The 25,070-nt window shown below is 44.0% G+C and carries 24 protein-coding genes; 8 read left to right on the forward strand and 16 right to left on the reverse strand.

Going from position 1 to position 25,070, the window contains the following annotated elements; genetic code table 11:
* Positions 1–17: 17 nt before the first annotated feature.
* From HUW51_RS02015 to HUW51_RS02060, 10 genes are all read right to left on the reverse strand, one after another.
* Positions 18–566: a hypothetical protein gene (locus HUW51_RS02015; RefSeq protein WP_185272331.1), complete on the reverse strand. Its 549-nt coding sequence runs from the start codon at positions 564–566 to the stop codon at positions 18–20.
* A 25-nt stretch (positions 567–591) separates the two neighbouring features.
* Positions 592–1,197, reverse strand: coding sequence for a DapH/DapD/GlmU-related protein (locus HUW51_RS02020; RefSeq protein WP_185272332.1), 606 nt, complete (start codon positions 1,195–1,197; stop codon positions 592–594).
* A 158-nt stretch (positions 1,198–1,355) separates the two neighbouring features.
* On the reverse strand, positions 1,356–4,343 hold the full coding sequence (locus HUW51_RS02025) for an outer membrane beta-barrel family protein (RefSeq protein WP_185272333.1): 2,988 nt from the start codon (positions 4,341–4,343) through the stop codon (positions 1,356–1,358).
* Between the two features lie 601 nt (positions 4,344–4,944).
* Positions 4,945–5,169 (reverse strand): GNAT family N-acetyltransferase, encoded by a 225-nt coding sequence (locus HUW51_RS24910; protein ID WP_185274403.1) that lies wholly within the window; start codon positions 5,167–5,169, stop codon positions 4,945–4,947.
* An 8-nt stretch (positions 5,170–5,177) separates the two neighbouring features.
* Complete coding sequence (locus HUW51_RS02035; RefSeq protein WP_185272334.1) at positions 5,178–6,086, reverse strand: arginase family protein; 909 nt, start codon at positions 6,084–6,086, stop codon at positions 5,178–5,180.
* 180 nt (positions 6,087–6,266) lie between these two features.
* Entirely contained in the window at positions 6,267–6,710 is a 444-nt protein-coding gene (locus HUW51_RS02040) for a hypothetical protein (protein ID WP_185272335.1), read from the reverse strand.
* A gap of 29 nt (positions 6,711–6,739) precedes the next feature.
* A complete protein-coding gene (gene rsmG, locus HUW51_RS02045; RefSeq protein WP_185272336.1) occupies positions 6,740–7,360 on the reverse strand; it encodes a 16S rRNA (guanine(527)-N(7))-methyltransferase RsmG in 621 nt (206 codons plus the stop codon).
* Positions 7,361–7,556: 196 nt separating this feature from the next.
* Positions 7,557–8,165, reverse strand: coding sequence for an RNA polymerase sigma factor (locus HUW51_RS02050; protein ID WP_106929905.1), 609 nt, complete (start codon positions 8,163–8,165; stop codon positions 7,557–7,559).
* Positions 8,156–9,256: a glycosyltransferase gene (locus HUW51_RS02055; protein WP_185272337.1), complete on the reverse strand. Its 1,101-nt coding sequence runs from the start codon at positions 9,254–9,256 to the stop codon at positions 8,156–8,158. The genes HUW51_RS02050 and HUW51_RS02055 overlap by 10 nt, the downstream gene beginning before the upstream one ends.
* Positions 9,257–9,419: 163 nt before the next feature.
* Positions 9,420–10,142 carry an endonuclease III domain-containing protein gene (locus tag HUW51_RS02060; protein ID WP_185272338.1) on the reverse strand — a complete coding sequence of 241 codons (723 nt, stop codon included), beginning with the start codon at positions 10,140–10,142 and terminating at the stop codon, positions 9,420–9,422.
* 112 nt (positions 10,143–10,254) lie between these two features.
* Here HUW51_RS02060 and HUW51_RS02065 point away from each other — a divergent pair, with 112 nt between their 5' ends.
* The 4 genes from HUW51_RS02065 to HUW51_RS02075 all read left to right on the forward strand — a co-directional run bounded on the left by HUW51_RS02065 (position 10,255) and on the right by HUW51_RS02075 (position 13,627).
* The gene (locus tag HUW51_RS02065) at positions 10,255–10,800 is read left to right on the forward strand and encodes an MBL fold metallo-hydrolase (protein WP_228466906.1); all 546 of its coding nucleotides are present in this window, start codon (positions 10,255–10,257) and stop codon (positions 10,798–10,800) included.
* The gene (locus HUW51_RS24495) at positions 10,778–10,954 is read left to right on the forward strand and encodes a hypothetical protein (protein WP_228466907.1); all 177 of its coding nucleotides are present in this window, start codon (positions 10,778–10,780) and stop codon (positions 10,952–10,954) included. Before HUW51_RS02065 ends, HUW51_RS24495 begins: the two co-directional genes overlap by 23 nt.
* Positions 10,955–11,725: 771 nt before the next feature.
* The gene (locus HUW51_RS02070) at positions 11,726–13,036 is read left to right on the forward strand and encodes a hemolysin family protein (RefSeq protein ID WP_185272339.1); all 1,311 of its coding nucleotides are present in this window, start codon (positions 11,726–11,728) and stop codon (positions 13,034–13,036) included.
* A 189-nt stretch (positions 13,037–13,225) separates the two neighbouring features.
* Positions 13,226–13,627, forward strand: a complete 402-nt coding sequence (locus HUW51_RS02075) for a GlcG/HbpS family heme-binding protein (RefSeq protein ID WP_185272340.1) — start codon at positions 13,226–13,228, stop codon at positions 13,625–13,627.
* A gap of 94 nt (positions 13,628–13,721) precedes the next feature.
* Here the strand turns inward: HUW51_RS02075 and HUW51_RS02080 are convergent, their stop codons facing one another.
* From HUW51_RS02080 to HUW51_RS02090, 3 genes are all read right to left on the reverse strand, one after another.
* On the reverse strand, positions 13,722–14,252 hold the full coding sequence (locus HUW51_RS02080; protein WP_185272341.1) for a DUF4126 family protein: 531 nt from the start codon (positions 14,250–14,252) through the stop codon (positions 13,722–13,724).
* Positions 14,253–14,450: 198 nt separating this feature from the next.
* Positions 14,451–15,992: a cryptochrome/photolyase family protein gene (locus HUW51_RS02085; protein WP_185272342.1), complete on the reverse strand. Its 1,542-nt coding sequence runs from the start codon at positions 15,990–15,992 to the stop codon at positions 14,451–14,453.
* A complete protein-coding gene (locus HUW51_RS02090) occupies positions 15,965–16,111 on the reverse strand; it encodes a DUF2256 domain-containing protein (protein WP_185272343.1) in 147 nt (48 codons plus the stop codon). The genes HUW51_RS02085 and HUW51_RS02090 overlap by 28 nt, the downstream gene beginning before the upstream one ends.
* Positions 16,112–16,454: 343 nt before the next feature.
* Between HUW51_RS02090 and HUW51_RS02095 the strand changes: the two genes are divergently transcribed.
* On the forward strand, positions 16,455–17,675 hold the full coding sequence (locus tag HUW51_RS02095; RefSeq protein WP_185272344.1) for an MFS transporter: 1,221 nt from the start codon (positions 16,455–16,457) through the stop codon (positions 17,673–17,675).
* Between the two features lie 51 nt (positions 17,676–17,726).
* Here the strand turns inward: HUW51_RS02095 and HUW51_RS02100 are convergent, their stop codons facing one another.
* From HUW51_RS02100 to HUW51_RS02110, 3 genes are all read right to left on the reverse strand, one after another.
* Complete coding sequence (locus tag HUW51_RS02100; protein WP_185272345.1) at positions 17,727–18,260, reverse strand: transposase; 534 nt, start codon at positions 18,258–18,260, stop codon at positions 17,727–17,729.
* A 52-nt stretch (positions 18,261–18,312) separates the two neighbouring features.
* Entirely contained in the window at positions 18,313–18,849 is a 537-nt protein-coding gene (locus tag HUW51_RS02105; protein WP_185272346.1) for a YfiT family bacillithiol transferase, read from the reverse strand.
* Between the two features lie 283 nt (positions 18,850–19,132).
* A complete protein-coding gene (locus tag HUW51_RS02110; RefSeq protein ID WP_185272348.1) occupies positions 19,133–20,557 on the reverse strand; it encodes an MATE family efflux transporter in 1,425 nt (474 codons plus the stop codon).
* Between the two features lie 499 nt (positions 20,558–21,056).
* Here HUW51_RS02110 and HUW51_RS02115 point away from each other — a divergent pair, with 499 nt between their 5' ends.
* The 3 genes from HUW51_RS02115 (at position 21,057) to HUW51_RS02125 (ending at position 25,064) form a co-directional block, all read left to right on the forward strand.
* A complete protein-coding gene (locus HUW51_RS02115; RefSeq protein WP_228466908.1) occupies positions 21,057–21,548 on the forward strand; it encodes a hypothetical protein in 492 nt (163 codons plus the stop codon).
* Between the two features lie 332 nt (positions 21,549–21,880).
* Positions 21,881–23,179, forward strand: coding sequence for an MFS transporter (locus HUW51_RS02120; RefSeq protein WP_185272349.1), 1,299 nt, complete (start codon positions 21,881–21,883; stop codon positions 23,177–23,179).
* 1,282 nt (positions 23,180–24,461) lie between these two features.
* The gene (locus tag HUW51_RS02125; protein ID WP_185272351.1) at positions 24,462–25,064 is read left to right on the forward strand and encodes a hypothetical protein; all 603 of its coding nucleotides are present in this window, start codon (positions 24,462–24,464) and stop codon (positions 25,062–25,064) included.
* The last annotated feature ends 6 nt before the right edge of the window (positions 25,065–25,070 follow it).

The raw sequence follows: 25,070 nt of genomic DNA on the forward strand, positions 1-25,070 counted from the left end.
TTTCCGGAGGAATCTAATCAATTACCTAATACCAGATAGCCCAGGTTCTCCGGACTTAGATTTTTTAAAATTTGAGTGTGTTCCTCGGATAAATGGACAATTAACAAATCATCATCCTCGGGTACCAGCCACTCCGCTCCAGTGGGTTCGCGCAATTGTTTTGCTTGGTTTAGCAGCATAGGTAACTGGCAACTTTGGTAAAAAGGTCGGTTTACCATTTCGCAAAAACTAATAGTTTGCAGGTTTCTGGCTTTTACGTTGGCTACCAGGTTTTCTATTAACTTTTTGCCGTAGCCCCGGCGTTTTTCCATGGCTACTAAACCTACTAGCTCAACCAATTTATAAAACTGGTCTTGCACTTTTATACTAAAATCAAAATTAAGGCGAGCCACCGCCAAGATTTTAAAATTTTCGTTGGTGAGTAAATGAAACTCCGATTGAGCAAATTTATTTTTAAATTCCGATTCACTTAACTGCTGCCACTCATCTACTTCCCAGTAATGCAGGATGGTCCGGATTTCAATAGGTTGTAACTCGTCAGGTTGTTTAATTTGGTAACGCAGCATTTTTACCTTACAATATCTACTAATTTTAAAAAACCTGCTCTACTAATTCTAATCTCCGGACAATAGTGTGGGGCAGCAATAGCGTGCCCGGCGATAAAACCGCATTAGCGCCAATTTTAGAGAAGTCGCCTACTAAAGCGCCGAACTTGTGCGAATTGGTTTCCAGAACCGCGTTATTATAAAAAACAAAAATCCGCTTATCCGACCGGTCGTTGTGGTGGTTAGCCGTAATAGAACCGGCTTCAAAATTAACCTGTTGCCCCACAATGCTGTCGCCGATAAAATTAAAATGGGCAATGGCACTATTTTTTAAAATTATGCTGGATTTAATTTCACATCCGGTACCAATGCTTACGCCAGTGTCTAGGTAAACGCCGCCTCTTACATAAGCATTGCCACCCACAAAGCATTTTTCGCCAATGATGGCGGGCGCTTTAATTACCGCGCTGCTTTCTACAACGGCTGTTATATGGATGGCTACGTTGTCTTTTATTTCGTAATCGGAGTTTAACTTCGCAATAATATCGGGTAAGCTGGCAGGCAAGTTTTTAGTTATTTCCCAGGGATTTGTTTCCAGGGAGAGGTCGAAAACAGCAGGAAAATTTGTAATGTACTGGTTAATGGCAAACATGTAATCGGAAAGTTTAAATAGTTTAGGATGTATTTAAAGCAACAACCGGAACAAGTACGAAAGATTTCCTAGGATTGGATTTTTAAAATTATTTAAAAAAGAAAAGCCAGACCTAAACTGCCCGGCTTTTCTTTAATTATTTTCTTCTAATAAGCGGTCTATTCATTTTTAGCCGGTTGATTAGGAGCCGCCGGCACCGGATTTGTAGCCGGAGTAGTAACGGGCGCCCGCTGCAAAGAATCTGTAGGAACCGGCGCCGGAACTTTATTTAACGAATCGCTTGGTACGGCAGGCTGCAAAGAATCGGCGGGTTGAGCCGGAGTTTGCACCGGAGCGTTATTTAGCGGGTTGGTTGGTGCCATACCGGGTTGGGCTGGTGCCTGACCAGGAGCAAACTGACCTGGTGCGCCACCTGGGCGCTGCTGATCCGGCGCCCTACCGGCACCCGGAGCTTGTCCGCCTGCTGGCCGCTGACCGGGAGCGCCACCACCGCGGGGAGCTAACCCGCCGCCATTACCTGGTGCGGCTCCGCCGGGAGCTGCCCCACCGCCACCACCGGCTGGTGCACCGCCAGCATCCTGACCGCCACCGCCGCCTTCACCGCCTTCTTTCAAATCGTCGTTGGTAATAGATTTGCGCCGGCGACGGGGTTGATCCTGCATGTTCATTTTACCAATCCGGTAACTAAAGTTTACCTTCACGCTGGTATTGTACATGGTATTGGTGCTACGTTGGGTAAAAGTAGGCGATCCCGATTTGTTGTTCATTTTAATAGAACGGGTAAAGAAGTTTTCGGCTCCAATACCAATGCTGCCTTTTTTATCTTTCAGGTCTTTTTTAATGCTTAAGGAATAGATCCCGAAACCACCCTGGTAGCCCTGCAACTGCACTTGCCGCCCACGGTAGAAACCAAATAATTGCAAGCCCCAGTCTTTAGCGAAATTGTAAGAACCCATAGCCCGCACACTGGCTACCCAGCCTTGGTTACTGGCTGCTAACCGGGGGTCCGAAATGTTGTTATCCAAAACGGCGTAATATACATCGGTACCGCCGTTCAAAGAAAGTTTATTCGACAGGTTTACGTTTCCAAATACCCCAAAACCGTAGGCATCTTCCTGGCCAATATTGGCAAAAGTAGTCCGGATGGTATCGGAGCCCGGCCGCACCGGTTCCCGCACACTTTGGATGGAGTTATTGGTGTTCCGGAAAAAAGTAGAAAAAGTTAAAAAAGTACTTTTGATGTAGGTATTATACCCTAATTCAAAGTTATTGGTAAACTCAGGCCGCAAATCAGGGTTACCCACGGTAATGTTACGGGCGTTGGCGCTTTGCACGTTGGGGTTTAAAAACTGCAACGATGGGCGCTGGATGCGGCGGTTATAAGCTAATTTCAGGGTATTTCCGCTTTTTAACTTTTTCGATAAGTTTACGCTGGGCACTAAACTGCCATACGACGGAATATCGCGTTCGCCGTTAGATCCATTTTTAAATTTAGCATCAATAGTAGTGTACTCGTAACGGGCGCCGGCTTTTAAGCTGTAGTTTTTAGGTGTGGTTAAGGTATACGACGAATAAGCCCCCGAAATATTCTGGTTATAATCAAAAACGTTGGCGAACTGCTGATTTAGCAGAGGCACAAACGGACTATTTTCCCCGTCGGCAGTGTAAGAATCGTAATCACTGGTAACCTTACGGCTGATAATTTTTCCCCCGAACTCCACCATCTGCATTTTACCAATCGGGTTCTGGTAATCAATCTGAATGGTTGATTCCTGGTTAAAGCTGGTGTTATCGTTTTTTAACCGGTGTAAAATCAAATTCGAATCCAAATCCAGAGAATCCCGGATAAAGTCGTTGTTCCGGTTATTCCGGCTAAAAAGCGTAAGAATGTTTAATTCCTGCTGCGGTTTGGCAAAAGTGTGAGTGTAGTTTAAACTCACATCCACGTTGTTGGAATTATCTTTGGTTTCGCTGTCTTCCAGAATGCTGTTAAACAACGTAGCGTTGCGGTACGTGTTGGTACGCAAAAAATCCTGGAACTGCCGGCCGTTACGCACGCCAAACATCACCGAAGCCGTTAAGAAGTTGTTTTTGTTGATATCGTAATCCCAGCCCAGGGTGTAGCGGCCAAACATGTTGCGGTTGCGGGTAGAAGAGCTTTGCTCGGTTAAGTTCCGGATTTCGGAACCGGTAGCCGCATCGTTAAAAATACTGGTTTGCCGGTTAATAAAATCGCCTTTTACGTTATACATGCCCCGGCCAAAGCCACCCAGCGAAAAGCCCATTTTGCCTTTGCGGTATGAGCCGCGCAAACCCAAATTAGAACCCCGCAAACCGGCGCTGCCATCTACGTTTAAAGAAAAGCCCGATAAATTATTCTTTTTAGTAACAATGTTGATAATCCCCGCAGAACCTTCGGCGTCGTAACGGGCCGAGGGCGACGTAATTACCTCTACGGATTTAATCATATCGGCGGGTATTTGCTTTAATGCATCGGATACGCTGCTGGCCGCAATGGTAGAAGGCTTATTGTTAATTAAAACTTTAATGTTCTGGCTACCCCGCATGGATACGTTGCCGTCTAAATCTACGGATAGCATGGGCACTTTGCGCAAAACATCGGTAGCATCGCCGCCGCGATTGGTTTGGTCGTTTTCGGCGTTGTATACGGTACGGTCCACTTTTTCTTCGATCATGGCCCGTTGCGCCTCAATGGTTACCTCTTTTAAGGTTTGCGTGCTGGTATTAATTTTAATTTCTCCCAGGTTCACATCATTGCCGCCCACGCGTACATCGTTCAGGGTGCGGGTTTCGTAACCGATAAAGGTGATAACGATTTGGTAAGTACCGCTGCCAATGTTAGAGATCGTGAATTTACCTTTATCATCGGCCAAAGCGCCATCCAGCGGTTTGCCGGAAGCCGGATTATTTAAGGTAATAGTGGCAAAAGCAACGGGCTGCTGATTGGCTGCATCCAGTACGGTACCCGTAATTTTACTATTTCCTTTTGGAGCCAGCGAACCAACGGCCCCCGGGTTACCCGCCGGGCGATTGGTGCTGGGTGCCCCCCCCGGATTTTGCCCTAATGCCAGCTGCACGCCACATGCCAGTGTTAAAAAAGGCAAAAGGAATAAACGTTTTTTCATAGTTGTTAATAATCTTAAATATTAAAGCTTTAAAGTAGTAGGTAAATCTGAAGTAAATCTGTAGCATACTCCTTTTCAGTTTTATAACAATTCAGAAAGACATTTTCTTTTTGTTTAAACAGATTTATTTTAACTCACATAATTTAAAATAATTAGGCTGGTTTATTAATAAATTAAAAAATAGAATAGAGGAATATTTGTAAGAAATTGCGGCTTATTATTTACCAGTTAATGGCTTAAAAATAGCACCTCCAGAAGCTTAAAAATTTATTTGGCTTAGCCCGGAATACGCTAAAATGAAGAGTTAGAAATAGAGTTTTTTAATTTTTATATAGAATAAATACCTAGGCAAAATACATTTTAATGATACGGGTAGCTTTAATGAAAAAACAACCATCCTGCCCCTTCCTAAACTGAGGAAGGGAGCTTATACCCCCACTTAGTAGGTAGCATTCCTTTTGTTACTTTACGAAGCCCTTTAAATGGTTTGGGAATTTAAAAAATTTAAAAATTCAGAAAAGAAAGTTTCTATTGCGTGTTTTCGCGGCAAGTAGGCAAATAGACGTTAGGTATTGGTTAAATCTTAAATACAAAATAGCTGTTAGTCTAAATCTTTGATAAAAGCAATTAACTGGGCTGCTTCTTTAAAACCCATACGGATATGGAAATGGTAGCTTATCGTATTGTTTAGCTGCATATCGGAATCAATTTGGGTGCAGCCTTTTTGCCGGAGCCATTGTTCGCTGGCTGGTAATAATTGCCGGGAGATGCCTTGCCGCCGAAAGTTGGTTTCACGTAAATACCTTCTACGTAATTTTAAAATAATTCCGCTGCTTAAACCATAGCTTTGCGGGCCTGGTTAAAGATAGCAGTAAAGTTGGCGACAAATTCCTGGGTATATTGCCCAGTAGGATCTAAATCCGGATCCAGAATGGTTATTTGTAAACCAGCCAGTTTGTTACTGGCTATTAAGGGTGTAAGCAAACGATCTAATTCCGGGTAACTTAAACCATCCGGCGTTCGACTGTCCACGGCGGGCATTACGGCATCATCCAGCACATCCACGTCCAGGTGTAACCAGAAACCATCGGTTTTGGCAATTTCTAATTTTTTAAAAAATGCAGCTACGCAGTTGGTTATACCCATCTCGCGCAATTTCGCTAAACTAATATAAGTGGCCCGGGAATCCTCAATAGCTTTTTCGTATTCCGCATCGTACTCGCGGTTACCCACGCACCAAACAAGTTCTTCCGGAATGTACGGGCCTAAATTATTAATTTGTGTTAGCTTCTGCGGGCCATAACCCGCTACCATGGCCGCCGCCATACCCCCTACACCACCGGTGCCGGAAAGCCCTGGTTCCATAAAATCCGTGTGGCCATCGAGGTAAAACAAGGCGTAATTTCCTTGTTGTTTTAACGCCAATGCACTGCCCAGCAAAATGCTGCAATCGCCGCCCAGTACCACCGGAAAATCTTGCTTCTGAAAAATCGACTCAAATAAATTAGCTTGTTCCTGGGCGTATTGTTGTAAGCCCGTAATATTTAAAACACCTGTTTCGGCATCGGGCAAATTGTTATAAGTGGGGGCAGGTAATTGATAAACTTGTCGGGGATTGAGCTTTTCGTGAAACCCATGTTGCTTTAGCCAACCCGGCAATTTTTTAACGCCGGGCTCTTTGCCCGGTGTAGGTTCTTTTAAGCCCAGGTTCGAGGGAAATTCCACAATAACCACTTCTTTCATCGTATTAGTGCTAAAGCTTTTGTCGTTAATAGTAAGTTATTCTTTAAAGTTGCTTACAATTAAATTTGCTAAAAAACTCTGTTTCTGGAAATGGTTAAATCAGATTAAGCGGGCGAGGGAATTTTCTATTGCGAAAACCGCAAATTTTGAACCCGATTACTAAAATAAACTTAAACCAATTTATTGACTCTGATTATACAACGATAGAAACCAGTTTACAATAGTTACAAATCCAACAATACCGGAAATAACAGCCAGAATAAGTACTGAAAAACAACCCATTGGTACCAGCTTATCTAACGTAGTTTGCTTGTACTCTAACTTAGGTTTTTCTATTTCTTCCAGAATTGGCTCAATGTAATCAATAGAAGTAGTACTATCTTTGTTAACCCAATCATCTGTATATTGAGCGATATCAATGGTTTCGTTCTTCGCACAAGCCTGATCAAATTGTGAAACTGCTTTAAGCATAGTGGCGGCAAAAAGCTCTAAACCTTGTACATTGGCTTTTATATAGCTCTCGTCAGATCCTCCTCCGTACTGAAATATTCCGAAGTAAGCCTTGTTCCTCGGATTAGCAGACTCTAGTTGCTTTATTAACTCTTGCCGTTCATCTTTATCCAAAACTCCGGAAATTTTAAAAATTTAAAAAACTAATGCGTAACGGGTACAAATACCACCTTCTTGGTTTCGAAGAACTCCTCGGTAAAGTAGTTTTTTAACTCGAAAACTTGGGTTACTAAACCCGACTCGGCAATTTCTTCGGTTAGGTCGCCGCCTTTCAGGTAATAGAGCCCGTGGTTGGGCGCGGGGTCTTTTTTATAGCTGGTTCTAATCCAGGGGTGGAAAGCGGCCAAGCGGGTAACCGCGCGGCTCACGATAAAGTCGTATTTTTCCGGAACCTGTTCGGCGCGGATGTGGGTAGCTTTTACGTTGCTTAAGTGTAATGCTTCAGCAATGCTTTGCACCACGTGGATTTTTTTACCAATAGAGTCGATTAAGTGGAATTTTACCTCCGGAAACAGAATGGCCAAAGGCAAACCAGGCAAACCGCCCCCGGTACCCACATCTAACACCGCCGAACCCGCCGGAAACTGCACTACTTTAGCAATACCCAGCGCGTGCAAAATATGATGCACCGCAATAGCTTCGGTATCTTTCCGCGAAATCACGTTTATTTTCGAATTCCACTCCCGCAATAAAGTTTCCAGTTGGTTAAACTGGCTTAACTGGTGCTCGTTTGCTTCCGGGAAATAATGCTTGATAATATCCACTCTTTAAAAAAATTAAAAATTAGAAATTCAAAATTAGAAATTATATTCTGGGATTTAGCTTAACTAAGGCATTTTCCAAATACTCGATTTTTTTTAAATTTGATATCCTATAAACGCAAAAACCCCAGCCAAGGCCAGGGTTCTTAAACTATTATGAACCAGAAATTTCTAATTTCTAATTCATAATTTCTAATTCTTAAATCAGGTGTTTTTTGTTTTTAATCATGTCGTACAGTAACTCGCGAGCGCGGTGTAATTGGGCTTTTACCGTTCCCAAGGGTGCGTTTAGCTCGGTGGCTATTTCTTCGTACGATAACTCATCGAAGTAGCGCAAGGTTACTAAGCGTTGGTACTTATCGGGCAGTTTTGCCACTACAAACTGCATAATTTCAATTTTTTGATTTTTGATCGCGTTTTCCTGCGGTGTCAGGTTGGTATCTTTAAAATCAATGTTTATTTCGTCGCCATTATCAATTTTAATGGCCGAGTCGATGCTCATGGTTTTGATTTTATTTTTCCGGATAAAATCAATGCAGTTGTTGGTGGCAATCCGGAAAAGCCAGGTACTAAAAGCATACTCCGGGTTAAATTTATGCAGGTTCCGGAACGCTTTGGCAAAAGCTTCAATGGTTAAATCTTCGGCATCGTCGGGGTTACGCACCATTTTTAAAACCACGTGGTACACGGGTTTTTTATAAATACTCATCAGTTCGGCGTAGGCTTTTTCGTCCCCATCTTCTACCGCTGACTGAATCAGTTTAAAATCGTGTTTTGCTTTCGCAGAAAATTGCTTATTTACTTCCATCTTACTTTTTTAAACAATACAACAGAAACGCCCAGAAAAAGGTAATGCAAAAAATAAGCCGCATCCAGGACAACCATACCTATAACCGACAGCTTTTCATTTAGTTTTCGGGCAATACGCGCATACGCCGTTAAAAGAACGATACCGCGCACAAAAAAAAGTATGCCAAGCAGCCATAAATATTGCTGCAATAACAGCATAACTATCCAAATTATATAAAAAATAATGTTCGAAAGCATAAAAATTCCGATCCGCAGCCGGTCCGACCATTTATACTGCAGGCCCACGCGCATGTGCCGCCTTTTCTGGGTAATCCACTCCGAATAGGTTTGCTTGGGTACACTTACCGTTTGCGCATTTTTACTAATCGCTATGGCTGGGGAGCTGTGCGCCACGGCGTTTTGCACAAATAAATCATCATCGCCCCCTAAAAATTTTATGTGAGAGGCAAATCCCTTGGTTTGATAAAAACATTTTTTAGTGTAGGCTACGTTTCGGCCAACGGCCATATAGGCATTATTTTTTAAGGAAAATGATAAATACTGAATTGCCGTCAGCAAAGTTTCATACCGGATTAAATAGTTGAGAAAACCGGGCAGCTTTAAATACGGCGAATACCCCAAAATGATTTCGGCGCCAGTGGTAAAACCCGCCTGCATGGCATCAATCCACTTATCCGTCAATGGTTTACAATCGGCATCGGTTAACAGCAGGTTGTCGTAACGGGCCACCCGGATGCCCAGCGTTAAAGCGTATTTTTTTGAATTAAAATCGGCGGGCGTTTCGTAAACGGTAACCACCCGGATGCGGGCATCCTGCGCCTGGTAATGCCGCATTAAATCCGCCGATTCGTCGGTAGAACGGTCGTTGATTAAAACAATCTCGAACTCCGGATAATCCTGGGCCAGCAAAGCCGGTATAAGCTGCTGTAAATTCTGGTACTCGTTATGCGCGCTGATAATAATAGAAACCGGTACTTGTTTGGTACCTAGCTCGGGAGTAGTGTAATGAACTAAAGAATAAAAATAATAAAAAGTATAACCCGCCTGCACCAGCACGCAAAACAACAATAAGAAAAGTAATGGGAGCAAGGAGAAAGCAGTTAAGATAGTTTGCGTTTAAAGGTAACACGAAGTTCCGGAATCCAAAAAGGTATTTAGCTTTTTAAATTTACTTTTTTAATCGTACTGCCAGCACCGGTTCGCAAGACAGGTTTCTTAATTTAACTCCTGTTTGGTAAAATTTTTTAAAAATTTACGTTTTCTTTTTCTTGTCTATGCCTTTCTGTCGTACTTCCTGACAATAATTGCAGATGGGGCAGAGCGGACACTCCTGGCATTTGGGAGCTTTCCAGGTGCAAATGCGCTGGCCGTGCCAGTATAAATGTTTATGAAAGTTAAACAATACCGGCGCATCTTTGGGCAGCATATCCAGCAAAATGGTGTGTGCTTTTTCGGCGGTTACTTTAGCACCAATTAAACCAACCCGCTGGCTCACCCGGAAAACGTGGGTATCCACAGGCAACACCGGCTTATGAAAGTTAAACAATAAAAGCAAAGTGGCCGTTTTTAAACCTACCCCCGGCAAATCCATGAGCCAGGTCATAGCTTCCTCTACTGGCATTTCCTCCAGAAAGCGCAGCGAAAAATCCGGGGCTTTTTCCTGAATCAAGCGTAAGGTTTTTTGAATGTTAATGGCTTTAGGGCCGGGGTACTGGGCCGTTTGCAGGGCTTGGGTTAAATCTTCGATGGGAGCCGTCATTACTTCGGGCCAGGTGGGATATAGTTCGCGCATGCGGTAATACGCCGTTTCTTCGTTGGCGTGAGTAGTGCGGTGCGACAACATGGTAGAAATAAGCTCATGGATGGGTTCGCGCCGGGGTTTGCGCAAGTCCAGCACGCCGTATAGTTCGTTAAGCGCTTCGTGGGTTTGCCAGGTTTTCTCTTCGGGGCTTAATTGCTCGTTCGCCGGGTTCATTTTTTAAATAGTTACCCCCAAACAAACGTACTAACCGCCAGAAAGTTAAGACTACAGTATCTTGGCAGCACCGGTTTACGTTAACCAGGACAAACGCTTGCTTTCTACAATTATGCAAATAAAATTTCTGGGTACGGGTGGGGCCTTTGAGCCCGCCTACGGCAACTCTGCCGCCATTATAACCTTTAAGCAAAAAACGCTGCTTCTGGATGCGGGTTTTACGGTTTATCCCAAATTAATGGAACTGGGCTTTTGGAACCAGCTAGATTATATTTTACTCACGCACCTGCACAACGACCATTGCGGCAGCCTCGCAAATATTCTGCTGCACTGCTTTTTTTACGGCAATGGCAAACGGCCGGTAATCTTGTACCAAACCGAAACTTTTCGCCAGCAGATTGTTCAGTTTTTAAATATTCAACTCAAAGAAGTTAATTTGTACGTTAATTTTAAACCAATTTCCGAAATAGACGGACTTACCTACCTCGATACTATTAACCGGCACTCTGCAGGCTTTCAAACCTACAGTTTTATTCTGGAAGAAGCTGGTGAGCGTTTGGTTTACTCCGGCGATCTAGGAGACTGTACTTATTTGTTTCATTACCTGGCTACACTGCCGCAGTGCCCCCACTACCGTGTATCACGACATTTCGTTTAATCCCGAAAATAAAGGCCACGCGTATTACCTGGATTTAATGGCCTTGCAAAAGAAATTCTCCTTTCCTATTCTGGGTTATCACTGTAATCCAGCCCAAAACCCACCCGATAACACCATTCCGTTGGTTTATCAGCAGCCGGGTTTATGTTATTAAGTTTTCCATGAAATACCGTTTTTAAAAATTCGTTATAATCCCTTATCGGTTAATACTAGTAGCCCATTCACTATGGCGCAGATTTACTTCCGTGACTTACAGAGCAGTGCAAGTTGTTAATTCAAAAAAAGTTCTTGTTCGCATAGCCGCTGCATTGCCTATGATTATAAAGTGAAGTTGTTTCATAGCTGAGGTTCTGTTCTTTTTGTCTTGACACAAAAAGAACCAAAAAAATCAAGACGCTAAAAACTCGCTGACCGCTCGAACAGTTTAGCGTCACTTTCTGCACCTGGCTAAAGCTTCTTGTTGCATCGCTGACTGGTAAAATTTTAAAAAAATTAAATTTTTAAAATGCTGGCGCGAGCGTCCCGCTCGTGTCTACTATCTGGTAGGCCTCTGGCCGGGCGAACGGATAAACAGAATTTAAAAGCCAATCAACCGGCAAGTTCTAACCGGCCAGAGGCCGGACGATAATCATCACGAGCGTGGACGCTCGCGATAGACGACAGATATGGGTATAAAGAAAAGAAATCATTACGGGCAGAAATCACCTTCTTGCTTTGTCAATTTGTCCGGATGGGTTTGGTTTGGTTAATCGTGCTTGATATTTGATATGGCAACTCCTGATCAAGTATCAAAATAAAACCTGGCGCGTACATCTCTGCTGGATATTCCGCGTACAAGTTCTGTTATTTCCTTTGATACTTCTGCCAGACCTGTATATTTGAACAATATTGTACCAAGCCGCCCGTGCGGTTCCGCTGCCCGACTATGATAGCTGATATTCTGCTTACAATTCTTTTGGTTTTACTTAATGGTTTTTTTGTTGCCGCCGAGTTTGCGATTGTAAAAGTGCGCGCCTCTCAAATGGAGCTACGCGCCCAAACCGGCAATACCTTGGCAAAAGTGGCCCTGGTCATGATTAACAATCTGGATGCTTATTTATCGGCTACCCAGTTAGGTATTACGCTGGCTAGTTTGGGCTTGGGTTGGATTGGCGAAAAAGTAGTAGCCAGTATTGTTATTAACATTATGGTGTGGGCCGGTTTTCAGGGCGACGAAGCCTTGGCGCACAGCATTGCCATTCCCATTGCGTTTGCCGTAATTACCATTCTGCACATTGTGTTCGGGGAGTTAGCGCCTAAATCCTTGGCCATTCAGCGCTCCGAGGCTACCAGTTTAGCGGTATCTATTCCGTTGCGGGTATTTTATTTTATTTTCCGGCCGGCCATCTGGTTTTTAAACGGTTTCTCCAATTTAATTTTGCGGGCTTTCGGCATTACGCCCATCCACGGCTCCGAAGTTCATTCGTCGGAAGAATTGCGTTTGTTGTTTGAGCAAAGCAAGGAAAGCGGCGCCATTCAGGATTCGCAGCACGAATTAATGGAAAACGTGTTTCAGTTTAACGACCGCATGGTAAAGCAAATTATGGTGCCCCGCACCAAACTGGCCGCTTTAGATGTAGATGCCCCGGAAGATAAAATTCTGGACATGGTTTTTAACGAAGGTTATTCCCGGATTCCGATTTACAAAGAAACCATCGATAATATTGTGGGCGTGTTGTACGTCAAAGATCTTTTAATTGTAATCCGGCGCAACGAAGCCATTAATTTAAGTAAATTAATGCGCCCGCCTTACTTTGTGCCCGAAACCAAAAAAATTCACCGCTTGCTGCAGCATTTCCAACGCACCCACATGCACATGGCCATAGTATCGGATGAGTTTGGCGGCGTTTCGGGTTTGGTTACCATGGAAGATATCATGGAAGAACTCGTGGGCGAAATTCAGGATGAGTATGATGAAGAAATTCCGGTGGTGCAAAAGCTCAACGACTTTGAATACCGCGTGAGCACGGCTGCTTCGATTCTGGATGCCAACGACTTTTTACCTTATCCTTTACCCGAAGGCGAAGATTATGAAACGGTAGGCGGATTATTAAACGTGATTTACGGCGCCATCCCCGAAGTAGGCGACACCGTGGTATTTAACGAATACGAGTTTAAAGTGCTTGAAAAATCGCAACGCAACATTGAATTGGTATTGCTTAAAGTAACCGAAGACAAACGCGACGACATTTTATAAGTTTTTTGATTATCCGCCATTATTAAAATCTATCAATCTAATCAGCAGAGTACCCTCGTTGTAAATATATTTGGGTAGAAAGCTCTCGGTAGATTTTGATTTTTTTAAAATTTTTGCCCGAAGCGGACTTAAACACGGGTTAATAGAGCCGCAAAAACAACCCCAGGCATAACCATAAACCATATACGCATGAACATTACCTTAAAACAAGCCGAAGCGGCAGTACAAGCAGCTCAGCAAAAAGCCCAGGAACTGGGGGTTAAAATGAATATTGCCGTGGTAGATACCGGAGCCAACTTAACCGCCTTTGCGCGCATGGACGGTGCCTGGCTGGGGTCTTTGGATATATCCATCCGGAAAGCCAAGACCGCCCGCTATTTTGACATGAACACCGGCGAAATCGGTAAGTTGTCGCAGCCCGGCGGTTCGCTGTACAACATCGAGCACTCCAACGGTGGCTTAATTACCTTCCCGGGCGGTATTCCCATCCGGAACAACTCGAACGAAATTATTGGGGCCATTGGCGTTTCCGGCGATACCGTAGAAAACGACCATACTGTAGCTGAAGCCGGCGTGCAAGCCGTTAAATAAAAACCAAAAGGAGAGCTATTCTATAAATAGTTCTCTTCTTTCCTTTTCCAAGCAAGTTAACCAACGGTTTAACCCGTAACTTTCCATTAATTTTTTAAATTCTTCCAATTCCGGCTTCTTCTAAACTAAGCTCGTTGGTTAAGGTAGCTTGGGCTAAAAGATTGCCGCTGGTTAGCGTAAGCGCATCTTCCAGAAGGGCATATACCCAATCTGGGGCGGGCGTATGTTGGGTTAATCTGGTCCGGAGAAAATAAAACGCGTACGAGCCGGCTAATGCCCCGGCACAACCCAAAATAGCTCCGGTGGTGGCATCCTGGCTTTTATTCAAACGGTAAGCGGCGCCTACCAAAGCTCCCGACAAAACCCGGAACGTTAAGCCTGGCGCGGCAATCCGGTTAGGGGCATTCGGCATTTTATCGCCAATATATTCGGCGCCGGCTAATACTTTTAACCCAGTAGCTACTTTGGCCGATTGCAAAAAGCGCAACGGCGAACCAGCCAACACCGGCGAATACGCCCGCGAAAGATAATGTGCGGCGAAGGTTGGAGCTGTCAGGCTGCGCATACCCGCTATTATTCCCCAACTAAAAGCCGGCCAGGCTGAAATAATTGATTTATTTGCCATACTGATTTTTTATTTTTGAACCTTTAGCTATACGGAATTTCTGATTGGCTGCCCTTTTAACTTCTTAAAAAGGGCGATTTTTTAAAAATTTTAATTTTGCTCCGCTCCCAAGCGGTAAAAAATAATTACTTAATCCTGTAGGTTTTTCTCCCTTATCTCTTATTTAAGAGACCCCGGGCAGCTACCAAAGTTGCTAACTTACAATTCTTCTATTTGTTCCAGGTATTGCTGGGCTTGCTCCAGAATGGCGGCTTTGGTGTCGGGTTCCATTTTGTACCAGGCTTTGTACACCATGCTGATGCGTGGATTCCGGGCTAATTTACTTTCGTGCTGATCCAGAAAATTCCAGTACAGGCTGTTAAATGGACAAGCCCGGTCGCCGATCTTTTTATTTTTATCGTAGTAGCAACCCTGGCAATACGAGCTCATGCGGTTAATGTAAGCCGCGGTGCTCACGTAGGTTTTGGTACCAATCTGGCCACCATCGGCAAACTGACTTAGCGCCCGGGTGTTGGTAATTTCTACCCATTGAATGGCATCGATGTAAATACCCAGGTACCAGGCATCTACTTCGTCGGGGTGGGCGCCAGCCAGCAAAGCAAAATTGCCGGTAATCATGAGCCGTTGAATGTGGTGCGCGTAGGCAAAGTGCAACGACTGCCCAATAGCGTGCTTCAAACAGTTCATTCTGGTTTTACCGGTCCAGTACCAGCTAGGTAAGGATTGGGTATTTTCCAGAAAGTTTGCCTTTTCCAGGTCGGGCATTTTTAACCAGTACATGCCGCGCATGTACTCCCGCCAACCTAAAACCTGCCGCACAAATCCTTCTACCTGGTGAAATTCTATCTTGCCTGCGCTTTCTTCCCACTCCCGGATTACCCGTTGCACCACTTCACGGGGAGCTAACATTTTAGAATTTAGCGCAAACGAAAGCCGGGCGTGGTACAACGACCAGGAAAGCGGCGTCATGGCATCTTGAAATGTACCGAACAAAGGCAAATTGTTTTGCACAAAGTATTCCAGTAACTCCAGCGATTGCACGCGGCTAATAGGCCAGCTTAAGTTGTTTTCCGGCAAATAGCCCATGGTGGTAATTCCGGCCGCGGCTACTTCTTTTTTAATTTCAGTAATAGCATTCGCAAAAAGCAAAGGCGCCGGGGGCAAATGGTTGGCAGGCATTTTCTGGCGGTTATCCTGGTCGTAGTTCCACTGGCCGGTTATGGGTTCATCGCCGTGCATTAATACTCCGTGTTTTTGCCGCATGTAGCGGTAAAAGTTTTCCATGACGTAGGTTTTGCGATTTTTAAAAAACTTGCCCAACTCGTCGCGGGTACTGTAAAAATGCTCGGTGTCTGAAATAGTCGTTGGAATAGGCAAAGCCTGGGCAATACGTTTTAATTCTTCGTCGAGCCGGTATTCGTCGGGTAGCAAATACTCCAGTTTTGTATAAGAATGCTTACTAATCAGGTATTGTAAGTTTTGCTCAAAGGATTGCTTGTTCTCCGGATCTGAAATTTTAAAATAAATAACCTCGTGGCCAATGGCTTGCAATTCGGCGGCAAACTGGCGCATAGCCGCAAAAAACGCTACTACTTTCTGGAGGTGGTGCACTACGTAGTTGGTTTCCTGCCATACTTCCATCAGCACGTAAGTAACCGAATGGTCGGTGGTAGAAAACCAGGAATGCTGGCTGTTTAGTTGGTCACCCAGAATCAGGCGGAGGATTTTGTTTTCCGGCATCGTTCGCTGCAATATTTAACTTCGGCCCATACCTTTTCCCATTTCTTGCGCCAGGTAAAAGGCTTCTGACAAACGATACAGACTTTAACCGGTAAATGTTGTTTTTTTACACCTTTCATCTTTTTACTTTAAAAGCTGCCAACCGCCACAGCCTGCCTAATCTTTAACAAAGACCAACCAATTTAGGCTTTATAAATAGATATTTTTTTATTTAATTCTCCCACGCAAGTCCCTAAGTTTAACTTTAACGGTTGCGTATTCTGGTTAGCTTGAGGTAAATACCTGGCAGCACGACTAACTTTTAGATTCCTTTTTTGGGTTTAGCACAAATAACTACCTTTGCAGCTTTATCGGGCAGTTGTGCTGGGTAATTTTGCCCGTTAATGCAGTTGGGAAAAGCATTTTTTTTAAAATTTTACCATTTTATCCAACCTGCGCGTATAACCCGAATTATTTAGTGTTATGAAAAATACTTTAACGCAGGAAACTACTTTGCCACAACAAGTGGTGCAGCAAACTGTTTTTCCTATTTTATTCGCCATCAGCTTTTCGCATTTGCTCAACGATACCATGCAATCGCTGATTCCGGCTATTTATCCTTTGCTTAAAACTTCGTTCCGGCTCGATTTTGCGCAGATTGGTTTAATTACTTTAACCAACCAGTTAACCGCTTCTATTTTGCAGCCTTTTGTAGGGCTGTATACCGATAAAAAACCCCAGCCTTATGCCCTGGTAATCGGTATGGGCTTTACCCTGATTGGCTTGCTGCTTTTATCGCAGGTTCATAGTTTTCCTTTTATTTTATTGTCTGTAGGTTTGGTGGGCGTAGGTTCTTCTATTTTTCACCCGGAAGCTTCGCGCATGGCCCATTTGGCGTCTGGTGGCCGACGCGGCATGGCGCAATCGTTGTTTCAGTTGGGCGGTAACGCAGGCAGTTCCTTAGGCCCAATTCTGGCAGCTTTAATTATTGTGCCTTACGGCCAGACCAAACTGGCCTGGTTCTCGTTAGCGGCTTTATTGGCCATGTTGGTATTAGGTTGGGTAGGCACCTGGCAAAGAAACCACACAGCAAAAATCAAACAGAAAATAGTGGCTGCCCCAGCCGAAGTAGTGCAAACCCTTTCGCGGCACCGGGTTATTTTCTCATTGGGTATTTTATTGATTTTAATTTTCTCCAAGCACGTGTACCTGGCCAGCATGACGAGTTATTTTACGTTTTACCTGATCGATAAATTTCACGTGTCGGTGCAAAGCTCGCAACTGTATTTATTTGTGTTTTTGTTTTCGGTGGCGGCTGGTACGTTTATCGGCGGCCCCATCGGAGACCGCTTTGGGCGCAAATACGTGATTTGGGGTTCTATTTTGGGCGTTGCGCCGTTTACCCTGCTCCTACCCTACGCCAATTTATTCTGGACCGGTGTGCTGATTGTGATGATTGGGGTAATACTTTCATCAGCTTTTTCGGCTATTCTGGTGTACGCCCAGGAACTGGTACCGGGCAAAATTGGGTTAATTGCCGGTTTATTCTTTGGTTTTGCCTTTGGTATTGCGGGTATTGGCTCCGCGGTTTTGGGCGAAGTAGCCGACCGTACCAGCATTAACTTTGTTTTTAAAATTTGTTCGTTTTTGCCTTTAATCGGCTTATTAACGTTTTTCTTACCTAATGTGGGAAAGCAGAAATAAGTATAAGAAAAAAAACGGGCAGAGGTTAATTAACAACAATCCGGAGCTTCATTAACTGTAAAATTTATCTTGCTCCCACTTATAAGGATTATGGATAATGTATACCGAAATGGTGTGGTACGCTTGTTCGTTCCGGATAATGTGTTCGTAGTAATTGCGTTGCCAAACAATTACCCCAGCACGTAATAAATTTATTTGTTTGGTTACTGCCGATTTATATCCCCGTACCATCGCCCCAATGGTATTGGACGGTGTTCGTAGGGGCGAATCGCATTCGCCCTTATCCGGATTCAAAAGGGGCGAATGCGATTCGCCCTTACGGATGAGGAGGATGCCGTGCAGGTGATTGGGCATAATTACAAAGACATCTAAAGCAACGTTAGGCCGAATCTGAGGCGTTTTCAGCCAATTTTCATAGGCAATTTGCCCGAAGGGATTCAACTTCATTTCACCGCCCTTAACTTCCCCAAACAGATGCTCGCGGTGATGGGTGCAAAGGGTAATAAAATACGCACCGGCTTGACTGTAATCATAGCCTTTCAGCCGGATAGAGCGGCGGTGATGGATAAGTGGACTATAGGCCATTTTTGTTTTTACGGCCTTTTCTGATCAGCGTTGGGGCGTATGGCATACGCCCTTACCGAAACGCTTCCGGCTCTTTTCCTAAAGCAATTCGGATATGTCCCAGGTGATGTGCCACGTGCCAGGTAGCCATGTACAGCATTTGCTTTAAACTTAAATGTAATTTCCGGACAGCGTGGTAATAGGTTTTAGCCAGCGTTTGCTCGTCCAGCGTTTCGAACAAGGCAATGTACCGGAAATTTACTCCTCTGAAAATAAGTAAAGAACTATCAATGGGCAGTTGGGTAGAATCGGGTAAAGCTGCCCATTCATCCATCCGGATTATGGTTATTTCGTAATTTTCTTCCGTGAGGGCTTTTTTCAGGCGCAGGAAGTTGGTTAGATGAATGTCGGCTACGTGGTGCACCAATTGCCGCACCGTCCAGGCACCCGGCCGGTACGTATTATTTAAATCTGTTTCGGTGAGGTTAGTTACCAGTTGTTCGTACCGTTCCGGGGCACTTTCTAAATAACATAAGAAACCGCTTATTTCGGCAGCGGTATAATCGGGTTGCGGTTGAAACCGGCCTACCGGGTATTGTACATGTTCCATAGCGTATAGTATAGTTTTGAGAATTGTGATTTTTAAAAAATTTAAAATTTTACCATTTTAAATTGGTGCTTCCCCCATATGGCATTCCAAATAAAGCCTTAAATATATCTGGGAATGCAGCATTTAGCTTGAGTACAATTCAGTAATGAGGCAGAAGCGTTACTATAATTTTATTTAAATGCATCAGCTAAGCCGTACCGCTAAATTTTTGAATTCAGTTTAGGCATAAAACCTGGTAAGCGGTTAAACTTACCAGGTTTTAAAAACAAGTAAATCAAGGGCTTTATACCTGCATCTTTTTCCATTTGCCCCGCCGGAACAGAACAATACTAGCCAGGGTAAGGCTTGTTTCAGCTACCGGAATAGCAATAAACACCCCGGTAGGCCCCATCTGCAAGTACTTCGCCAGAACATAAGCCAAAGGAATCTGAAAAAACCAGAAGCCAAACAGGTTAACCCAGGTGGGCGTCCAGGTATCGCCGGCCCCGTTAAATGCGTTCATGAGCACCATACCAATACCGTAGAACACGTAACCTACGCTCATAATCCGGATGGCTTGAATTGCAACTTCCTGAATTTGGGCATCGTTCGTAAAAAAAGACACAAACCACTGCGCTCCCGTCAGGCTCAAAATGGTGATGACTGCCATAAAAAGCACGTTGTATTTGGCCGTTTTAAACACTGCTTGTTCGGCTCGCTCGATTTGCCGCGCCCCCAAATTCTGACCAACCAAAGTAGAGGCTGCATTGCTCAAACCCCAGGCGGGCAGCATAAAAAACATTAAAAGCCGCAACGCGGTTTGGTAACCCGCCGAACCATGGTCGCCGCCGGTGGTAGCTACTAACTGCGCCAAGAAAATCCAGCTACAGGAAGCAATTACAAACTGCAGCACGGCCGGCGAAGCAATTTTAATTAAAGCCTTAATTTGGTCCCAATCCGGGGCAAAATGCGTGGCCAATATTTTAAGCGTGTTTTTGCCGTTAAATAAATGGTATAACTGGTAAACAACTCCCAAACCACGCCCCAAAGTAGTAGCAATAGCAGCTCCCGTTAAGCCAAAAGCCGGCACCGGGCCAAATCCATTAATAAATATAGGGCACAAAATAATATTGGCGATGTTGGCTACCCACAAGCTTTTCATGGCGATAGCCGCATTGCCAGCTCCCCGGAAAATGCCATTAATTAAAAATAATAAGGCAATAAATACACTACTGCCCATCATGAGTTGCATAAAAGAAGTTCCCCGTTGCGCTACTTCCGCCGAAGCTCCCATCCACAACAAAATTTGGGTAGCAAATACTAATCCCAGAATACTAATAATCGTATTGAGCGCTACCGCAATTAAGATAGCCTGCATACCAGCCTTAGATGCCGCTTCCGGATCTTTTTCGCCGATCCGGCGCGACACCACCGCCGTAGCCGCCATGCTGATACCGATGGCTAAGGAATAAATAACGGTCAACACCGATTCGGTTAAACCCACCGTTTGGATTGCATAACTACTATCGTGTAAATGCCCCACAAAGTACAGGTCTACCAAGGCAAATACCGATTCCAGAATCATTTCGAGCATCATCGGGATGGCCAGTAAAACTACCGACCGCCGGATACTACCCACGGTATAATCGATTTCGCCGCCTTGCAGCGATTGTTTAATTACAGAAAAAAAAGCAGCGCGCTTGCTCTGATTAATAACAGTTTGCGACATGATTGAAAAATATTATAAAAGGAAAATTAGACCGGACGAAATAAGCCGGACTTTAAGAGAAAAAAGAAGGGAATGGAGCCCTACTGGCAGAGGCGGGCTGCTGAAACAATCATAGTTCTTCGCAAAATGAGGCTCAAATATAAGCGATTCAGTTGCTGCAACGCAAGCATTTTTTTAAAAATTCGCGCAAACGCCAAAATTTTATCCTGCATACCAACCCGGGTAATACGTTGATATCGAAAGCAATGCCTTAAAAATACCTGAATACAAACCAGAACCCTCCTGTTTCAGGCGCGTACAAGCAGAAACTTTTAGCAACGTTTTCCGCTAAACCTGCAATTAGCAGGCAAAGCGCTAGTACTAACTTTTACATGCGATAAACAAACAGCTCATAAAGGTTTAGCATATCAGCGTAATTGTAATCAGCGCTGCTACGCCTAAATCTATTATTCGATGCTGGCGGATAAAAATTTACTATAAAATAAAAATTGATACGAACATGACAGGTAAGGCAATTTTAAACGGTTTAGTAGCTGGTTTGGCGGGGGTAGCCGCTATGACCTTAGCCGAAAAATTAGAACAATTAATTACCAAACGGCCCAACTCCTACGTACCCGCCCATACTCTGGAGCGCCTGTTACAGTTACCCCACCAACCCGACGAACAACGATTAGGCCTTAACTGGACCATGCATTGGGGGCAAGGCATTTTAATGGGGGTGGTTCGGGGCATTATGGCCGAGTACGGTATCCGGGGGCCGGTGGGCTCGTTTCTGTTTATGAACTTGCGCCTGCTTAACGATCAAACCCTGGAAAATGCAACCGGCGTAGGTGCTCTACCCTGGACTTGGCCAAAAGATGAACAGACCATTGATTTAATACATAAAGGCATTTACGCTTTTACTACCGGTGCCGTAGCTGATGCCTTAGTGGCGGGTGCGCCCAGCGAACCGGTACCCCGCGCCGGCTGGACTGTGGGAGAAAAAGCCTGAATTTTAAAAAACTGTTGGCACAGACATCAATAGAGGCTGGCAGACTCCCATTACAATACCAGCAGAACCTACCGAAGCCGAAATTTTAAAAATGCCCCTGATAGCAATCAGGGGCATTACTTTTTTTATGCAGAGGCGTTTCTTTTTTCCACAAGCTTCATCCCTAGGCGCGTAGTTGGTGTCTTTATGAATGGTTAAATGCTAATTTAACTTAGTTTGGCGTATTTGATTTAACAGTAATCGAGCTTTAGGTGGCTGGTTTACGCCAAAAATAAGTTATCTTAAGCCGGCCATTATAATTTAAGTTTACAACCAGCCGAAAAAACTTTATCATGGAGAACACCACAATAGCCGCATCGCGGTGGTACCGTTTAATTCCCGTTGCTTTTATAACCTACAGCCTTGCTTACCTGGACCGGGCCAATTTTGGCTTTGGTGCCGCCAGCGGTATGGCCGAAGATTTAAAAATTACCCCCGCCATGTCGTCGTTGCTGGGTTCCTTATTTTTCCTGGGTTATTTCTTTTTTCAAATTCCGGGCGCACATTATGCGGCCAACAACAGCGCTAAAAAGCTTATTTTCTGGTCTTTGATTTTGTGGGGCGGCTTAGCCACTGCTACCGGTATGGTAACCAATGTAAACTTATTGATTGTAATCCGGTTTGTGCTGGGTATAGTAGAAAGCGCCGTGATGCCGGCCATGCTGATTTTATTGAGCAACTGGTTTACTAAATCGGAGCGTTCGCGGGCCAACACTTTTTTAATTTTAGGTAATCCGGCCACAATTCTCTGGATGTCGATTTTATCCGGCTATTTAATTAATTCGTTGGGTTGGCGCTGGATGTTTATTCTGGAAGGTTTACCGGCGGTAGTCTGGGCTTTTTTCTGGTGGCGTTTGGTAGATGATAAACCACAAAATGCCAAATGGTTAACCGAACCGGAAAAACAAGCCTTAGCGGCCCAGTTGCAAGCCGAACAACAAGGCCTGAAACCGGTAAAAAACTACGCCGAAGCTTTTAAATCGCGCACCGTTATTTTACTAAGCTTACAATACGCTTTTTGGAGCATTGGGGTATACGGTTTTGTGATGTGGCTGCCTTCTATTATTAAAGCCGCCCCCGATATGGACATTGTAAAAACCGGTTGGTTGTCGTCGGTGCCTTACGTTTTGGCGATTGTGGCGATGTTAGCGGCTTCCTATTTTTCCGACAAAACGTTAAACCGCAAGGCTTTTGTGTGGCCATTTTTAATTATCGGCGCCTTGGCGTTTTATGGCTCCTTTGCCCTTGGCCCGGATAATTTCTGGTTATCATTTGGCTTGTTGATTTTGGCGGGCGGTGCCATGTATGCTCCCTACGGACCGTTTTTTGCCATTATTCCAGAGCTTTTACCTAAAAATGTGGCCGGTGGAGCCATGGCTTTAATCAATAGCATGGGGGCACTGGGCTCTTTTGTGGGTGCTTACCTGGTAGGTTATCTAAACAGTTCTACGGGTGGCTTTGGGGCTTCGTATTTGTTTATGGCGGGCTCACTGTTACTTTCGGCAATTTTAACTTTAATCGCGGTAAAGCCTTCAGGCAACAATCCGGTGGTGGAAACCCAGCCAACTTTTACCAAAGTGCAGCAAGCCTAAATGAATAAAGCTGATCTATAAGGGTTTACTTTACCAACACAGGAAAATAGATTCTGAAATTAAATATTTTTAAAATTTTACCGTTGGTAATAACAAAGACGGGTATTGTATTGCAAAAACTTGAATAAGCAGCAAAAAAATAGTCCAATTTAAAATTTCCTCTTACCATGTAGTTTCAACTTTAAAATACCTAAACTATTTAAAAACTGTTTGTAATTAAACTTTGTTAATAAATAAAAACAAATAATCTTAGTATATTATTAGTCTTTTTCCTCGCTAAACCGTTAAGTGGATAAATTTAAATGTGATCGTTATGCAAGAATTTAGATATTTATTAAAATCGCTTATTCGGGTTTTCACTGTTATCAACAGCAAATGCGGAACCAAAAAACCAGCTCCAGCTTACGTTAGAGTTCGTTCTTAAAGCAAAAGGGGTACTGATCGGCCAAGCCACAGTACCCCTTCTTTTTTCCAGAATCAGATAGCCTTCCTTTCGGGCAACAGTAACTGCTTATCAATCAGGTCAATTTTTCCTTTCTTCTGCTTGTAATCTTATAATTCTCCCAGATCCTAAATAAGATTTATTTAATATTTCTGAGCTCACCAATATTCTCCTTCAAGAAATCAATTACCATTGCGGATAGATCCAGCAACGCTAATTATTCTTACTATAATACAATTTATCCCATCAATTAACAACATGAAGCAACAAAGCATATAAGGCTTCAACTGAAAATCTATTGCCATAGTAAATTAGCCGGTGGCTAAGTTATTGCAAGGTAATCTTTAAATTTTTCTGATTCTGACCTCTGTTCCATTCAGTCATTCTTCCAAGATAACCGATTAGAGCAACCGGATTTCCTTTTTAAGCTTTAATCACTATAATCTTAAATGCACATCATTTATGGTGCCGTCTAAATTCTAAAAATGGCACTTTAGCTAGGGCTTTCTCGTAAATACGGTGGTTAGTTTACTCTTTTCTGCTTAAGAGAACTTTAGCGCAACTACAAAATATTCCTGCTTGTCCAGGAGAGGTCGCTTTTTTAAATTTTAGCTTTTAAAATAAAAAATTGCGGCACGCGGCAGTTTCATAATCAATCATTTAACTCATTAATTGAGGTGTACTACCTAGATAAAATAAGTAGTAGTACCTATTCCCATCCGGCCGTAGCCCCTCTAACTTTGTCCTGAAAAAAGAATGAACCAGTAACTGATTCAAAGTCAATGGTTCTTTAAAAATCTTCTGAACAAATGAGCGCATTGCTCCAGCCAGAATAAACAAATGAAAAAGTTAGTATTGCTTTTATGCTTGTCGCTGTCTTTTTTAACCACCCAGGCGCAAGACATTATTTTTAAAACTTCCGGCGATAAGGTAACTGCCCGGGTAAAGGAAATTACCCCCTCGGCCATTTTGTACCAAACTGCCGATTCGCTGCAAAGCCCCACTTTATCACTAGCCAAGACCGAGGTATTTATGATCCAGTACGCCAACGGCACCACTGAATTAATTAAGCTGGATTTACCCACTGACACTTTGGGCCGGGCCGTGCAATCTTCTGAAAGTCTGTTTTTGCAAGGCCGCCGCGATGCGCGTTTGTTTTACAAAGGCCGGGGTACTTTCTGGGGTTCTGCGGCGGCCGGGGCTACCAGCTTATTTACCGGAGGACTTACTTTAGTAGCTCCTGTAGCCATGGCCGTTACCCCACCCCGCTTGGGCACTTTGGGGGTACCGGATGCCAATCTGGCCCAAAACCAGGACTACTTAAGAGGCTACCGCAAACAAGCCCATTACCGGAAAGTGGGGAAAGCCGCAGCAGGTACCGGCACGGGTATTCTGGCGAGTATGGCTTTAATAGTCGGGATTGTGCTAGCGGTTTACCTATAATCGGCA

Source organism: Adhaeribacter swui (genome assembly GCF_014217805.1).
GTDB lineage: Bacteria > Bacteroidota > Bacteroidia > Cytophagales > Hymenobacteraceae > Adhaeribacter > Adhaeribacter swui.

Coding starts and splice junctions, on each gene's coding strand:
- HUW51_RS02025 (WP_185272333.1), bottom strand. CDS start 4,343: ATGAAAAAACGTTTATTCCTTTTGCCTTTTTTAACACTGGCATGTGGC.
- HUW51_RS02110 (WP_185272348.1), bottom strand. CDS start 20,557: ATGTCGCAAACTGTTATTAATCAGAGCAAGCGCGCTGCTTTTTTTTCT.
- HUW51_RS02125 (WP_185272351.1), top strand. CDS start 24,462: ATGAAAAAGTTAGTATTGCTTTTATGCTTGTCGCTGTCTTTTTTAACC.
- HUW51_RS02090 (WP_185272343.1), bottom strand. CDS start 16,111: ATGAAAGGTGTAAAAAAACAACATTTACCGGTTAAAGTCTGTATCGTT.
- HUW51_RS02035 (WP_185272334.1), bottom strand. CDS start 6,086: ATGAAAGAAGTGGTTATTGTGGAATTTCCCTCGAACCTGGGCTTAAAA.
- HUW51_RS02115 (WP_228466908.1), top strand. CDS start 21,057: ATGACAGGTAAGGCAATTTTAAACGGTTTAGTAGCTGGTTTGGCGGGG.
- HUW51_RS02050 (WP_106929905.1), bottom strand. CDS start 8,165: ATGGAAGTAAATAAGCAATTTTCTGCGAAAGCAAAACACGATTTTAAA.
- HUW51_RS02020 (WP_185272332.1), bottom strand. CDS start 1,197: ATGTTTGCCATTAACCAGTACATTACAAATTTTCCTGCTGTTTTCGAC.
- HUW51_RS02100 (WP_185272345.1), bottom strand. CDS start 18,260: ATGGCCTATAGTCCACTTATCCATCACCGCCGCTCTATCCGGCTGAAA.
- HUW51_RS02065 (WP_228466906.1), top strand. CDS start 10,255: ATGCAAATAAAATTTCTGGGTACGGGTGGGGCCTTTGAGCCCGCCTAC.
- HUW51_RS02075 (WP_185272340.1), top strand. CDS start 13,226: ATGAACATTACCTTAAAACAAGCCGAAGCGGCAGTACAAGCAGCTCAG.
- HUW51_RS02095 (WP_185272344.1), top strand. CDS start 16,455: ATGAAAAATACTTTAACGCAGGAAACTACTTTGCCACAACAAGTGGTG.
- HUW51_RS02120 (WP_185272349.1), top strand. CDS start 21,881: ATGGAGAACACCACAATAGCCGCATCGCGGTGGTACCGTTTAATTCCC.
- HUW51_RS02015 (WP_185272331.1), bottom strand. CDS start 566: ATGCTGCGTTACCAAATTAAACAACCTGACGAGTTACAACCTATTGAA.
- HUW51_RS02060 (WP_185272338.1), bottom strand. CDS start 10,142: ATGAACCCGGCGAACGAGCAATTAAGCCCCGAAGAGAAAACCTGGCAA.
- HUW51_RS02080 (WP_185272341.1), bottom strand. CDS start 14,252: ATGGCAAATAAATCAATTATTTCAGCCTGGCCGGCTTTTAGTTGGGGA.
- HUW51_RS02105 (WP_185272346.1), bottom strand. CDS start 18,849: ATGGAACATGTACAATACCCGGTAGGCCGGTTTCAACCGCAACCCGAT.
- HUW51_RS02070 (WP_185272339.1), top strand. CDS start 11,726: ATGATAGCTGATATTCTGCTTACAATTCTTTTGGTTTTACTTAATGGT.
- HUW51_RS02085 (WP_185272342.1), bottom strand. CDS start 15,992: ATGCCGGAAAACAAAATCCTCCGCCTGATTCTGGGTGACCAACTAAAC.